The organism is Streptomyces sp. LS-MS-L19, from assembly GCF_058382285.1.
This window is the reverse complement of record NZ_JBYCLL010000001.1, coordinates 4,006,399-4,019,658: the sequence shown is the minus strand read 5'-3', so window position 1 is coordinate 4,019,658 and position 13,260 is coordinate 4,006,399. Positions and strand designations below refer to the sequence as shown.

General features: G+C 73.1%; 15 protein-coding genes. 4 read left to right on the top strand and 11 right to left on the bottom strand.

Features of this window, described 5'->3' with window-relative positions; translation table 11 throughout:
- Positions 1 to 41: 41 nt before the first annotated feature.
- Positions 42 to 872, bottom strand: a complete 831-nt coding sequence (locus AC2XR2_RS17680) for a helix-turn-helix transcriptional regulator (RefSeq protein WP_381304020.1) — start codon at positions 870 to 872, stop codon at positions 42 to 44.
- Between the two features lie 150 nt (positions 873 to 1,022).
- Here AC2XR2_RS17680 and AC2XR2_RS17675 point away from each other — a divergent pair, with 150 nt between their 5' ends.
- Complete coding sequence (locus AC2XR2_RS17675; RefSeq protein ID WP_491515550.1) at positions 1,023 to 1,784, top strand: SDR family oxidoreductase; 762 nt, start codon at positions 1,023 to 1,025, stop codon at positions 1,782 to 1,784.
- A 131-nt stretch (positions 1,785 to 1,915) separates the two neighbouring features.
- Here AC2XR2_RS17675 and AC2XR2_RS17670 read toward each other — a convergent pair whose 3' ends face one another.
- The 5 genes from AC2XR2_RS17670 to AC2XR2_RS17650 form a co-directional block, all read right to left on the bottom strand.
- Complete coding sequence (locus AC2XR2_RS17670; RefSeq protein WP_449351182.1) at positions 1,916 to 2,335, bottom strand: hypothetical protein; 420 nt, start codon at positions 2,333 to 2,335, stop codon at positions 1,916 to 1,918.
- An 80-nt stretch (positions 2,336 to 2,415) separates the two neighbouring features.
- Positions 2,416 to 3,345: an ABC transporter substrate-binding protein gene (locus AC2XR2_RS17665; protein ID WP_381304024.1), complete on the bottom strand. Its 930-nt coding sequence runs from the start codon at positions 3,343 to 3,345 to the stop codon at positions 2,416 to 2,418.
- 11 nt (positions 3,346 to 3,356) lie between these two features.
- The gene (locus tag AC2XR2_RS17660; RefSeq protein ID WP_491515549.1) at positions 3,357 to 4,019 is read right to left on the bottom strand and encodes an ABC transporter permease; all 663 of its coding nucleotides are present in this window, start codon (positions 4,017 to 4,019) and stop codon (positions 3,357 to 3,359) included.
- A 3-nt stretch (positions 4,020 to 4,022) separates the two neighbouring features.
- Positions 4,023 to 4,664, bottom strand: coding sequence for an ABC transporter permease (locus AC2XR2_RS17655; RefSeq protein ID WP_330266466.1), 642 nt, complete (start codon positions 4,662 to 4,664; stop codon positions 4,023 to 4,025).
- Positions 4,661 to 5,695, bottom strand: a complete 1,035-nt coding sequence (locus tag AC2XR2_RS17650) for an ABC transporter ATP-binding protein (RefSeq protein WP_381304026.1) — start codon at positions 5,693 to 5,695, stop codon at positions 4,661 to 4,663. The genes AC2XR2_RS17655 and AC2XR2_RS17650 overlap by 4 nt, the downstream gene beginning before the upstream one ends.
- A gap of 141 nt (positions 5,696 to 5,836) precedes the next feature.
- Between AC2XR2_RS17650 and AC2XR2_RS17645 the strand changes: the two genes are divergently transcribed.
- The 3 genes from AC2XR2_RS17645 to AC2XR2_RS17635 all read left to right on the top strand — a co-directional run bounded on the left by AC2XR2_RS17645 (position 5,837) and on the right by AC2XR2_RS17635 (position 8,992).
- On the top strand, positions 5,837 to 7,477 hold the full coding sequence (locus AC2XR2_RS17645) for an aromatic amino acid ammonia-lyase (RefSeq protein ID WP_491515548.1): 1,641 nt from the start codon (positions 5,837 to 5,839) through the stop codon (positions 7,475 to 7,477).
- Positions 7,474 to 8,325 (top strand): MurR/RpiR family transcriptional regulator, encoded by an 852-nt coding sequence (locus AC2XR2_RS17640; protein ID WP_381304030.1) that lies wholly within the window; start codon positions 7,474 to 7,476, stop codon positions 8,323 to 8,325. The genes AC2XR2_RS17645 and AC2XR2_RS17640 overlap by 4 nt, the downstream gene beginning before the upstream one ends.
- 82 nt (positions 8,326 to 8,407) lie before the next feature.
- Entirely contained in the window at positions 8,408 to 8,992 is a 585-nt protein-coding gene (locus AC2XR2_RS17635; protein ID WP_491515547.1) for a hypothetical protein, read from the top strand.
- 25 nt (positions 8,993 to 9,017) lie between these two features.
- Here the strand turns inward: AC2XR2_RS17635 and AC2XR2_RS17630 are convergent, their stop codons facing one another.
- From AC2XR2_RS17630 to AC2XR2_RS17610, 5 genes are all read right to left on the bottom strand, one after another.
- Positions 9,018 to 9,392 (bottom strand): hypothetical protein, encoded by a 375-nt coding sequence (locus AC2XR2_RS17630; protein WP_280851086.1) that lies wholly within the window; start codon positions 9,390 to 9,392, stop codon positions 9,018 to 9,020.
- Between the two features lie 20 nt (positions 9,393 to 9,412).
- Positions 9,413 to 9,943 carry a roadblock/LC7 domain-containing protein gene (locus AC2XR2_RS17625; protein ID WP_330266471.1) on the bottom strand — a complete coding sequence of 177 codons (531 nt, stop codon included), beginning with the start codon at positions 9,941 to 9,943 and terminating at the stop codon, positions 9,413 to 9,415.
- Positions 9,944 to 9,977: 34 nt separating this feature from the next.
- Entirely contained in the window at positions 9,978 to 11,147 is a 1,170-nt protein-coding gene (locus tag AC2XR2_RS17620; protein WP_491515546.1) for a hypothetical protein, read from the bottom strand.
- A complete protein-coding gene (locus AC2XR2_RS17615) occupies positions 11,144 to 11,560 on the bottom strand; it encodes a hypothetical protein (RefSeq protein ID WP_330266473.1) in 417 nt (138 codons plus the stop codon). The genes AC2XR2_RS17620 and AC2XR2_RS17615 overlap by 4 nt, the downstream gene beginning before the upstream one ends.
- A 169-nt stretch (positions 11,561 to 11,729) precedes the next feature.
- On the bottom strand, positions 11,730 to 13,142 hold the full coding sequence (locus tag AC2XR2_RS17610) for a type III PLP-dependent enzyme domain-containing protein (protein WP_491515545.1): 1,413 nt from the start codon (positions 13,140 to 13,142) through the stop codon (positions 11,730 to 11,732).
- Between the last annotated feature and the right edge of the window lie 118 nt (positions 13,143 to 13,260).

Below are 13,260 nucleotides of genomic sequence, written 5' to 3'. Positions count from 1 at the left end.
CCCCCGTTCACGGGGGTGCGGCGGTCCCCGCGCATTACTCCCTACGCGCTCGTACTGGCCCAACTGCCCAGCAGCGCCAGCCTCTCCGCGGTCTCCGAGCCCGGTTCCGGCGTGTAGACCACCAGGGTCTGTTCCGGAGTCTCCGGGAGCGTCAGCGACTCGTACGACAGGGTCAGCAGGCCCGCGACCGGGTGCCGGAAGCGCTTCTCGCCGTACAGGCACGCCCTGACCTGGTGGTCGGCCCACAGCCGGCGGAAGTCCTCGCTCTTGAGGGAGAGTTCGCCGACCAGCTCGCGCACCCCGCGGTTGTCGGCGTGGGCGCCCGCGCTCAGCCGCAGGGTGGCCACGCACTGGGCGGCGACCGCGTTCCACTCCGGGTAGAGGTCGCGGCCCTCGCGTTCCAGGAAGAGGTGCCGGACGAGGTTGCGCCGGGCCGGGGGCAGGCCGCTGAAGCCGTGCAGCGCGTCCCCGAGGGCGTTCCAGGCCAGCGCCTCCATCGCGGGTCCGAGGACGAAGGCCGGGGTGCGGTCCATGCTGTCGAGCAGCAGCTGGACGCCGGGGCGGACACCCGGGGGTGTACCGCGGCGGCGCCCCTCCTTCTTCGACGGCCGGGCCACCGCGCGCAGATAGGAGTGCTCGGTCGCGTTCATGCGCAGCACCCGGGCGATGGAGTCCAGGACGGCGTCCGACACGCTCGGGCCGCGGCCCTGCTCCAGGCGGATGTAGTAGTCGACGCTCACTCCGGCCAGCTGCGCCACCTCCTCGCGGCGCAGTCCGGGCACCCGGCGCCGGCCGTACGAGGGCAGGCCCACGTCCTCGGGCCGGATGCGGGCACGGCGCGAGCGCAGGAAGTCTCCGAGATCCCCGTCCATGGGTTCGATCGTAGGGGAGCCGCGGGCGCGGAACCTGGTACTGGCAGACCCAGGAAAAGCGCATCCCTGGGTACGGCCGTGCGGGCGGCGGAGGGTGAGACCGAGGCCGGGGACATCCCCCGGCGGACCTTCCAGTCGGGGAGCACCTGAATGTCGTACGAGAATCTGGCCGGCCGTACCGCCGTCGTCACCGGGGCCGCGAGCGGGATCGGTGAGGCCGTGGCCCTGACGCTGGCGGCTCAGGGGGCGAGGGTCGCGCTGCTGGCGCGGCGCGCGGAGCGGCTCGAGGCCGTCGTGGAGAAGATCGTGGCCGACGGCGGGCAGGCGGTGGCGGTGGTCGCCGACGTCACGGACGACGCGTCGGTGGCGGCCGCGGTGGCGCGGGTCCACGAGGCTTATGGGACCGTCGACCTGGTCGTCAACAACGCCGGGGTCATGCTGCCGAACCCGATCGAGCAGGCGCGGGTCGACGAGTGGCAGTCGATGATCGACACCAACCTCACCGGGGTGCTGCGCATCACCGGCGCCTTCGCCGGGGACCTGGGCGAGGCGGCGGCGCGGGGCGGCAGCGCGGATCTCGTGAACGTCTCGTCCATCGCCGCGCACCTGACCGGCTTCCCTGGCTTCGCGGTGTACGGGGCGACGAAGGCCGCGGTCACGCATCTCTCGGCGCTGCTGCGGGAGGAGTTCTCGCCGCGGGGAGTGCGCGTGACCAACATCGAGCCGGGGGTGACCCGGACGGAGATCGCCTCGCATCTCGACTCGGAGGGGCAGGAGGCGATCGTGGGGCTCGTCGAGGCGTTCGGGGCGCTGTCGGCGGCCGAGCTGGCGGATGTGGTGGCGTACGTCGCGAGCCGGCCGGCGCATGTGAATCTGCGGCAGGTGGTGGTGATGCCCACGCGTCAGGTGTGAGTTGTCCGCCTGCCGACTCGGGTGGGGGCGGTGGTGTGGCGGGTGCCGGCCCGGTGGGGCTTCTCGCGCCCGCGCGGCGGAGCCGCACATCGGTACAGCCCCGCACGCCTTGAGGCGCCTGCGGCGCCCCCTCAGTCCTCCCAGTCGCTCTTGTCCCTGCGGCGGCGCCGGAAGAGGTCCGGGTTGGTCTTGGCGGCCTGGAAGGCGTTCACGCCCACGATGCCCGCCCAGGCCGTCAGGAGGCCGGGGAGGTTGGCCAGGCCGCCGCCGATCGCGGAGAGGGGGACCGCCAGGACCAGCGAGACGATGCCGAAGCCGAAGCGCTCGCCGAAGGAGTCGGTGGGCTTGGGGTTACGGGCGCCCCGGGCCGTCACCATCTGCTGCTCGGCGAGCTGGCGCCGCAGGCGGCGGTCCACCGCGCCGTCGATCCGCTGGTCGACCTTCTCCAGGAACGAGTCGACCAGCGCGGACTCGTACTCCTCGCCCAGTTCCCTGCGGGCCTGCAGGGTGGCGTTGAGTTCCTTCTTCAGTTCGGTGTCCCGCGCGTCCATTCCGGTCATGGACTCCACGGTAGGCAGCCGTTGCGTCCGCTGCACTGGGGTTAGCCCCCCTGTTGCGGCGGGGGTCCTTCCTAGGCCAGCCCGTGCTGCTTCGCGTAGGCGTTCGCCACGTCCTCCGGGTCCTTCTTGTCGTTGTCGACCTGGCTGTTGAGCTGGGTCAGCTGGTCGGTGGTGAGGATGTTGCCGAGGCGGGCGAGGGCCTTGCGGACCGTGTCGTCGGCCTTGCGGTCGGCGATGAGGGGGACGATGTGCTGGCTGGGGATCAGGTTCTTGGGGTCGGTCAGCACCACCCAGTCGTTGGCCGCGATGTCGGTGTCGGTGGTGAAGAGGTTCGCCACGTCCACGTCGCCCTTCTTCAGGGCGCCCTTGACCAGCGGTCCGTCGGAGTCCAGCGACTTGAACTCCTTGAACTCCACGCCGTACACCTCCTTCAGGCCGACCGCGCCGACCCGGCGCTTCTTGACCTCGGGGGCTGCGCCGATGACCAGCTTGCCGTTGTGCTGGGCGAGGTCGGCGAGGGTGACGAGGCCGTACTTCCTCGCGGTCGCGCGGGTGACGGCGAAGCAGTCGGAGTCGGCGGCCTGGCCGTAGGGGAGCACCTGGAGGCCGGTGGGCAGGGCCAGGGTGAGGGCGTTCTGCATGGTGCCCGGCTCCGACGAACTGTCCTTCGGGGCGAGGTAGTTGAGCAGGGCGCCCTGGTACTCGGGCAGCAGGTCGATGTCGCCCGCCTTGAGCGCCGGGATCACGATCTCCCGGGTGCCGAGGTTGGGGCGGACCTTGACCTTGACGCCGGCCTGCTGGAGCACGGCCGCGTAGAGGTAGCCCAGCACCTGGTTCTCGGTGAAGTTGGCGGTGCCGATGGTGATCCCGCCCTTGCTGGAGCCGCTGCCGCCGGAGGTGGTGCCGCCGCCGTCGAGGGAGGTGATGCCGCTGGAGCAGGCCGAGAGCGCGGGGACGGAGGCCGCCGCGAAGAGGCCGCCGAGGAGGGTGCGTCGGTTCATCTCAGGGGTCCTTATGCGGTGCGGTGGCGGAAGAGGAAGCGCTGGAGGGCGGAGAGGAGGAGGTCGAGGGCTACGGCGACCACGGCGACCAGCACCGCCCCGCCGAGCACCTGCACGAGATCGCGCTGGGCGAGGCCGTCGAAGACGTAGCGGCCGAGGCCCCCGAAGGAGACGTAGGCCGCGATGGTCGCGGTGGCGACGACCTGGATCAGGGCCAGGCGCAGGCCGGTCATGATCAGGGGGAGCGCGAGGGGCAACTCGATCTGGAACAGGACCTGGTGGCCGCGCATGCCCTGGCCGCGGGCGGCGTCGCGCACGTCCGGGTCCACGGCCGTCATCCCCGCGTACGTGTTGGTGACGATCGCCGGGACCGCGAGGGCGACGAGGGCGACGTAGACCGGCAGCATGGACAGGCCGCCGGCCAGGAAGACCAGGACGACCAGGCCCACGGTGGGCAGGGCGCGGCCGAAGGACGCGAGGTTGATCGCGACGAAGGCGCCCTTGCCGGTGTGGCCGATCAGCAGGCCGAGCGGGAGGCCGATGGCGGCCGCGACGAGGGTCGCCAGCAGCGAGTACTGGAGGTGCTCGGCGAGGCGGTGGGCGATGCCGTCGGTGCCCGTCCACTGGGAGCCGCTGGTCAGCCAGGTGCCGAGGTTCTTGAGGAGTTCGTACATCGCTCAGGCTCGCTTCCGGCGCCACGGGGTCAGGGCGTACTGCAGGGCCACCAGCAGGGCGTCCGCGACCACGGCGAGCAGGAGCGTGAGGACCACGCCCACGATCACCGGGGTCGGGAAGTCGCGCTGGAAGCCGTCGGTGAAGAGCTGGCCGAGGCCGCCGTCGCCGATGTAGGTGGCGACCGAGACCAGGGAGATCGACATGACCGTGGCGATGCGGACGCCCGCCATGATCACCGGGAGGGCGAGGGGGAGTTCGACGGTGAGGAGGGTGCGCAGGGGGCGCGTGCCCATCGCCTTCGCCGCTTCCTTGGTCTTCGCGGGGACGGAGTCGAGGCCCTCGACGGTGTTCCGCAGCAGGACGACCAGGGTGTAGACGGTCAGGCCGATCACGGTCGTGGTGCGGGTCAGTCCGCTGACCGGCAGCAGGAGCACGAAGATCGCGATCGAGGGGATCGTGAACAGGACGTTCGAGAAGCCGAGCAGGAAGCCGCGCAGGGGGCGGATCCGGTGGGCGATCACCGCGAGGGGGAGGCTGATCAGCAGGCCGAAGAAGACGGCGCTGAGGGCGGCCTGGAGGTGGGAGACCGTGAGTGAGGTCAGGTCGTCGGTGTGGCCGGAGATCCACGACCAGTCGATGGTCATGCGGCCACCCGGGCTTCCGTGTGCGCCCGGCCGGCGTGGGTGTGGATGTCGTCGCGTGAGGACACCCCGGTGAGGACGCCGGCCGCGTCGACGCGGGCGACCAGGCCGGTGGGGGAGGCGAGGGACTCGTCCAGGGCGGCGAGCAGGGAGTCGCCGTCCTTGAGGGGCCGCACGGGGAGTTCGGTCTCTCGCGAGGCCCAGTGCAGGGGCCTGCCCGACTCGTCGCATACGAGGGTCCAGGCGTCGCCCTCCGGGGCCGGGCCCTGCGGGACCGCGGCCAGGGTCTTCAGCGAGAGCAGCTTGAGGCCGCGCTCGGCGCCGAGGAAGTCGGCCACGAAGTCGTCGGCGGGGCGGGCGAGGAGTTCGGCGGGCGGGGCGCACTGCACGAGGTGGCCGCCGGTGCGGAAGATCGCGATGCGGTCGCCGAGGCGTACGGCCTCGTCGATGTCGTGGGTGACGAAGACGATGGTCTTGCTCAACTCCTTCTGGAGCCGCAGCAGTTCGTCCTGGAGCTGGGTGCGCACCACCGGGTCGACCGCGCCGAAGGGTTCGTCCATGAGGAGCACCGGCGGGTCGGCGGCGAGGGCGCGGGCGACGCCGACGCGCTGCTGCTGGCCGCCGGAGAGCTGGTGCGGGTAGCGCTTGCCGGCCTCGGCGGTCAGGCCGACGGTCTCCAGGAGTTCGGCGGCGCGGGCGCGGGCCTTCCTGCGGCCGTGGCCGAGCAGGAGCGGGACCGTGGCGATGTTGTCCAGCACCGTGCGGTGCGGGAAGAGGCCCGACTGCTGGATGACGTAGCCGATGGAGCGGCGCAGTTCGGCCGCGTCCTGATCGGTGACGTCCTTGCCGCCGACCTTGATCGTGCCGGAGGTCGGCTCGACCATACGATTGATCATCCTGAGGGTGGTCGTCTTGCCGCAACCGGAAGATCCGACGAGGACGGTGACGCCGCCTTCCGGCATGTCGAGGGTGAGATCGTGCACTGCTGTCGTGCCGTTGGGGAAGCGCTTGTGGACCGCGTCGAACTGGATCATGAGATGTCCCTTGCCCGGCTGTATAACGTCATGCAGAGTTCTCGGTAGCTGAATAGTTTGTCAACGGGTCGGTGTTAATCCGAGGTAACGGATGACCGCCAGGCAAGATCCGATGTCCACTTTGAGGGGAGTTTGGGCTATATGGCGTCTCGGATCGTGGACTCCCCTGATCCCGTCGCGGTCGGGCACACCGGCCTGGTGATCCTCGACGGCATCGGGCTCGGTGTCGCGGACGTCGTCCGGCTCGCCGACGGGAGCGCCCGGCCAGTGCCCGGGACCGAGGCGATGAAGCGCGTGACGGAGTCCTGGGACGCCGCCCGGCAGATCGCCGCGACCGGGCGCGTCTACGGCCGCTCGACCGGCGTCGGCGCCAACCGGAACGAGGACGTGCCCACCGACGCGGCCGCCGAACACGGACTGCGACTGCTGCGCAGCCACGCCGGCGCGATCGGCGAGGAGCTCCCGGCCAGGCAGGTCCGCGCGATGCTCGCGGTCCGCGCCAACCAGCTCCTGGCGGGCGGGGCCGGGCTGCGGCCCACGGTGGTGACGGCCCTGTGCGAGGCGCTGGAGAACGGGGCCCACCCGGTCGTCAACGAGTTCGGCTCGGTCGGCACCGGGGACATCGCGGCGCTCGCCCAGGCGGGGCTGGCGTTGGCCGGGGAACACCCCTGGCGGGAGGCGAGCGGCGGCGCGGGCGTCGGTGGGCGGGACGCGGAACCGGCGGGCGTCGGCGGCCCGGGCGCGGCAGTCCTGGGCGCCTCGCCCTCGGCACCCCGACACCCCGAGCCCTGGCGGCCGGCGTCCGGCGCCCCCGAGCCGCAGCCCCTCGACAACAACGACGCCCTCGCCTTCATCAGCAGCAACGCCCTCACCCTCGGCCAGGCCGCCCTCGCCCTGCACGAACTGCGCGGACTCGTCGAGGCCACCCAGGTCGTCGGAGCACTCTCACTGCTCGCCGTGGACGGCTCCCACGAGGCCTACGCGGCCCCCGTGCACGCCGCCCGCCCGCACCGCGGGTCCGCCCAAGTGGCCCGGCGGATGCGGGAGTTGATCGGCGCCGAGGACCGGCCCACCCCGCCGCTCGGCCGGATCCAGGACCCGTACGGCTTCCGCTGCCTGCCCCAGATCCACGGCCCCGCCCATGACGCGGCCGACGCCCTGGAGGAGGTCCTCGCGATCGAGATCAACGCGGCCGCCGAGAACCCCCTCATCTGCCCCGAGGACATGGCCGCCTACCACCACGGCGGCTTCTACCAGGCCCAACTCGCCCTCGCCCTGGACCACTTCAGGCTCGCCCTCACCCAGGTCGCCCGGCTGTCCACGTCCCGGCTCTCCACCCTCAACGAGCCCGCCTTCACCCGCCTCAGGCCCTTCCTCGCCGACCCCGAGCCCGCCTCCTCCGGCGTGATGATCCTGGAGTACGCCGCCGGAGCCGCCCTCGGCGATCTGCGGGCCTTCTCCGCGCCCGCCTCCCTCGGGCACGCTGTACTCTCCCGGGGCGTCGAGGAACAGGCCAGCTTCGCCTCGCTCGCCGCCCGTCAGACACTGCGCGCGTGCGGCGCGTACCGTCTCGTCGTCGGCTGCGAACTCGTCGCCGCCGTACGGGCGCTGCGCCAGCGCGACCTCCGGCCGGACCCGGGCCTCCCGGTGGGCCGCGCGCTGGAGCTCGCCGAGGCGGTGCTCGACGGGGAGCAGGCCGACCGGCCGCTCACGGCCGACGTGACGGCGGCGGCCGCACTGCTCGACCGGTTCACGGAGATCTGGAGGGGGAGCGAGGCATGAGCGAGATCGGTGGGGTGGACACCCCGGCGGGACGGCTCCAGGCACTGTTCGAGGGCCACCGGCTCACACCGACCCAGCGGCGCATCGCGCACAGCATGGTGCGGCGCGCCGCCGACGTGCCGTTCCTGTCCAGCGTCGAACTGGCCGAACTCGCCGGGGTCAGCCAGCCCTCCGTCACCCGCTTCGCCGTCGCCCTCGGCTTCGACGGCTACCCCGCCCTGCGCCGGCACCTGCGCGAGGTCGCGCCCGCCGAACAGACGGCGGACTCCGCGTCGTACAACGAGTACCAGCAGGCCGTCGAGGCCGAGATCGAGAACCTCCGGCACCTCGCGGAGGTCCTCGCCGACCCGCGTCCCGTGCAGAAGGCCGGCCGGCTGCTCGCCGCCTCCCGCCCGCTGCCGGTCCTCGGGCTGCGGGCCGCCGCCTCCCAGGCGTACGGCTTCGCCTACTTCGCCGCCAAGGTCCATCCGGACGTACGGCTGCTCCACGAGGGCGGCACGATGATCCACGACCGGATCGACGCCGCCGTGCGCGCGGGCGCCTCGACCCTGCTGTGCTTCGCGCTGCCCCGGCACCCGCGCGAGGTCGTCGACACCCTCGCCTACGCCAAGGAGGCGGGGCTGACCGTCGTCACCGTCGCCGACTCCGCCTTCGCCCCCGTCGCCAAGGTCTCCGACCTGCTGCTGCCCGCCGCCGTCGGCACCGGCCTCGCCTTCGACACGGCCTGCGCACCGATGCTGCTGGGGCGGGTCCTGCTGGAGGCGATGTGCGACGACCTGCCGGACGCGCAGGCCCGCCTGGAGGAGTTCGACGTGCGGGCGGCGGCGCGGGGGCTGTTCGTGGAGTAGGTGCCTTTTCAGACTGGTCTCACTTTCCCTCGCTAGCGTGCGCCGCACGGAGGCCGCGCAGGCGTGAGACAGGAGGACGGACGTGGCACGCGGAGGTCAGGGACTGGTGCGGGTGGCCGTCGTCGTACGGGCCGGAGCCGCGCCCCTGTGGTGGGCCGGAGTGTTCGCGGCGGGTGTCGGGCTGCTGGTGCCGGGCATCACGGGCCGGCGGATCGGTGTCATGGCCGGAGCGGCGCTGTTCATCGTGGCCGCGGCCGTGGTGTCGTACGGCCGTCGCAGGCGCTACACGGCACTCGGGCGGGCCGCCGTCCGGGCCGGGAAGCACGACGTGCTCCAGGACCGTGCCGTCGGGGTGCGCAACTGGCGCCGGGGGCACCGCTGGTGGCTGCTGCTGGCCTGGCTCCTCGCGCTGGGCTGCAACTTCGCCGTGCCCGTCGCGGGCGGTCTGCTGCTCGCCGGGTGCGGTACGGGTCTCGCGCTCAAGGCCGCCTGGCTCGGCCGGCGCGAGCGGGCCGAGGACGCGCTGCTGTGGGTGCGGGTCGACTGGCTCGGCACCAACGGGGGCCGCCCGGCCGGCAAGGCCGTCAAGGCGTACCGCAGCACGGGTATCGCGGCGGGCGACGCGGCCCCGGGAGGAGCGCGCCGCCGCACCGCGGCACTCGTCTAGAACAGGTTTCGCGGGTGGTACGGGGTCACACCTCCAGGTCGTTCTCGATGGCCCGCAGCTGGTGGCGGGCCATCGCGAGGTTGGAGCGCTTGGCGTCCAGGACCAGGTAGAGGAAGAGCCCGTTGCCGCCGCGTCCGCTGATCAGGCGGATCAGGTGGTACTGGTCGGACAGGGTGATCAGGATGTCCTCGATCTGGCCCTTCAGCCCCAGGTGCTCCATCGTGCGCATCTTGGCGCGGACCACGTCGGTGTTGCCGGCGGCGGCCACGTTCAGGTCGAAGCCCTTGCTGCCGCCCATGGTGCCGAGCGCCATGCCGCTGGTGTAGTCGACGAGCGCGACGCCGGTCGCGCCCTCGATGGAGGCGAGGGCCTCCTTCAGTGCGGTTTCGGTGTTGGCCATGACTGTGTCTCCTCGGTTCTCTAACTTTCGGTGGTGGTACGGGCCGCCGTCGGTGCGACGGCCGTGGCGCGGGTGTCCGCGGGCTTGGCCCGGGACGGACGGGCCGCTCTGGCACGTGCCGGAGCGGGCTTCGCGGGCGCCTTCACGGGGGTCTCGGTGGGTGCGGTGACCGCTTCGGACACGCTGTCGACGAGCTCGCCGATGCGGGCGCCCGCCCGGCGGCCCTCCAGATGGAGCCGGCCGACGTTGACGCGGTCCTGGGCGAGCAGCGTGACGACGGCCCCGGCGCCCGCCGCGTACGTGGCGACGTAGCCGTACAGCCCCCGCACCAGCAGTTCGCGCAGGTCGCCCTGGCCGGTCTCGTCGGCCAGCTGGGCGGCGAGCGCCCGGGTGGCGCCGGTGAGCGCGGCCACGGTCTCGGGATCGACGCCCGGGGTGTCCTGGGCGAGGACGAGACCGTCGGTGTCGGCCGCGAGGGCGCCGGTGAGCTGCGGCACCCGGGCCCGGAGCCGGCGCAGCTCCTCCAGGATCCCGTCCTGCGCTGCTGCCATCAGGTCTCTCCTCTCGGCGCGGATCCGCTGCCGCTCAAAGGGCCTCCAGCGCATCCCTGAGCCTCTTCAGCAGCGTGATGTGGGGATCGACGGGTGCGGTGGCGCCGGTGAGATCCACGGGGAGAGCAGTGCCGGGCGGCTGTCCCGGCGTCGGGCCGGCCCCCGTCGGTCCCATGAGGCCCGGCATCGGGCCGGCCTGCGGTCCGGGGAGACCCGGCACGGGGCCCGGCAGGGGGTCGGTCGCGGGTGTGAGAGGGCGTGGCGAGACGGCTCCGGCGGCCACCAGCCGCCGTATGTCCACCAGGGTGTGGAACGCCGGCCGGCCCAGCTCCCGGGCGATGTCCGACGCCGTGCGGACGCCGTTCACCAGGGCCAGCACGGCCTGCCGCCGGGCCGGGAGCGGGGTGGGCGCGGGGCGGTACTCGCGGGTCAGCGGGGCCTCGTCCACCAGCGCGTCCGGCCAGATGCGGTGCAGGAGGTCGCGCCGCCGCAGCGTCTCGCGCTCCAGATCGGCGACCGGGATCGGGTGCGGGGCGCCGGGGCCGGTGAGGGCGCTCTCCCGTGGGCCGGGGGAGTCGAGGGTGCCGGAAGAAGCGGGGGTGCCGGGGGAAGCGAGGGCGCTCGGGGAGTCGGAGCTGCCCGGGGAGTCGGAGGTGTCCGGGGAACCCGGGTGGGCCGGGGTGCCGGTGCCCGGGGTGCCGGGGTCGTCCTCGGTGCCGTAGCGGAAGCGGCCGGGGGCGCTGCTCGGGGCCAGCGCGAAGTACGCCGCGTCGTACAGCGCGGTCAGGCGGCACAGCTCCAGCGCGCCGGGGGTGAGCAGCCCGTCCTCCACCAGCCGGCGGCCCGCGTGGTGCACCACCTCCGCGCCGGTGCGGCGACGGGTCCCGGTCCCGGCGTGCGCGGGTCCCTCGGCGTGGGCCGCGCTCTCGGCCAGCGCCCGCGCCCAGGCGTCCGCGTCGAGGGTGCCGTGGGCGGCGAGCAGGACGTGGGCGCCGGGGGCGGCCGGGCTCTCGGCGTGCACGACCTTGCCGTCGGCGAGGTGCAGGGCGCCGCGCTCGCGCACCAGGATGCCGGTGGCGCGCTCGGCGGCCAGCCGGCTCAGCATCGGCGACAGCCCGCCCCAGCCGCGGCCCAGCGCGGCCGCCTTGTCGCGGACCGGCAACCGGGGCGGCGGGGTGGCCTGCGTGGTCTTCACCGTCGTCATCCGAGCACCAGCCGTCCGGCCATCTCGCCCAGCCGGATCCGGGCCAGCGCGAGGTTGCCCTCCGCGCGGGCCAGCCACAGGTGCAGGAAGACGCTGCTGTCGAAGGACGTCGCCACGAACCGCAGCACGTGGTAGCTGTCCCGGTTGCTGAGGATGAGGTCCTCGACGGGCGGCTCGCCCTCCTCCCCGGCGGCCCCTGCCCCGGTGTCGTCGGAACTGCCGGACGCGAAGGCGCGCTGTTCGGCGGCGAGCCGGGCGAGCTCGGCGGCCTCCGCCGCGGCCGCCTCCTGGTCACCGCCGGGGGATTCCCCCACGGATCCCAGGGCCAGCCCGCTCGTCCAGTCGACCAGCGCGGCGCCCCGCGCACCCGGCAGCCGCATGGCTTCCAGCAGGCACTCGTCGATTCCCTGCACCGTGGCTCCCCTCCCGCCTGGGGTTCGGCTGAGTGACGCCGAAACTACGCAACGTGTGCGCGAGGGGTGAGGGATCTGGCATTTTCCGGTGGAACATGCTCCAAGTGGCTAGAGTGGGTCAACTTGCCTTGTTCACGTGCCCATTGATCAGCAGGCTCACCGGTGTGCGTCAACGGCTCCCGGGTGCGTGCAGGGTGGTGAGCGCGCCCGCGTGCGCCCCTCCGGATTCGGCCACGATCGAGGCGAGCGTCTGCGGGTCCCGCACGGTCGCGAAGCGGACACCCCCCGCCCGGTGATCGGGCACGAAGCCGTAGATGCCGGGCCGGGCCAGCGAGTTGTACGCGTAGTGGTGCGCGAAGTAGTACGCGCCGGTGTCCAGCGCCGCCGCGTAGTCCCCCTGGTCGAGCAGCGGCAGCGCACGCCCCTCCGCCAGCAGGTCGCCCGCGAAACAGGCCGGCCCCGCCACGTCCTGCACCACCTCGGGCCCGCTCTTCGGCCGCCCCTTGCCGTCGTACGCCGCGATCCTGAGCGGCCACGACCCCGGCACGTACACCGTCCGCGTCGCCACCTGCACGCCCGCGTGCGTCACCGCGACCGGCCGCCCGCCCGCGCTCTTGGCGTACTCCACCCGGGCCACGATCGTGCCGTGCTTGGCCAGCAGCGACCGCCCGAACTCGGTGACCAGCCCGTACCGCCCGTCGAACAGCCCCGGCACCGCCGCCCTGAGCGCCCGCGCGTACTCCGTGTACGTCGGTGCCGTCACCTCGGAGGCGAAGTTCACCGGCAGCCCGCCGCCGATGTCGATCGTGTCGATCTGCGGCCGTCCGATCCGCCGGTTGATCTCCTCGGCGAGCGCGTACGTCTCCTCGACGCCCCGGACCATCAGGGACAGCGGGATGCCCTGCGAACCGGTGTGCGCGTGCAGCCGGCTCAGCCAGGGCCGGTCCAGGTAGGCCCGCACCACCCACTCGCGCGCCCCCTCGTCCCGCAGCGCCACCCCGAACTTCGAGGTCTCGGTGGCCGTCGAGGTCGCCCCGATGGAACCGCCGCCGACCTGCGGGTTCACCCGGATGCCGAGCGGGGAGCGGCTGACCGCCGACCGCATGAGGCCGTCGATGCGGTCCAGCTCCTGCGGGTTGTCCGCGTTGACCGCGATCCCCAGCGCCAGCGCCTCCCGGAGTTCGGCCGCGGTCTTGGCGGGCGAGTCCAGGACGGTCCGCTCCGGTGGCAGCCCCGCCGCCCGGGCCAGGGCCAGCTCGCCCGGGCTCGCCACCTCCGCGCCGATGCCCTCCTCGCGCAGCAGCCGCAGCACCGGCACCAGCGGGGTGGCCTTCACCGCGAACGCGTGCAGCACCGGGGTGCCGGGCGCGGTGACCTCGGCGAAGGCCGCGCGCAGTTCGGCGGCCGACTCCCGGATGCCGGTGACGTCGAGGAGCCCGACGATGGGGTGGTCCGGCCCCAGCAGACCCTGCTCCACGGCCGCGCGCACCGCCTCGTCCCGCCGGGCGGCCCGTCCTTCGCCGGTGTTGCCGTACTCGTCCACCACGTCTCCCGTCCTCGCCTGTGCTTCGAGGGTGCGCATGTCCAAGAAACATCCCTGCCCCACTGAGGCTGACGCGAGAACGTATTGACTAGTTCTATTCAGACAGCAAGGATGTGAATATCGGCAGCAACAACCGTGGCAGCGATCCGCAGCTGAG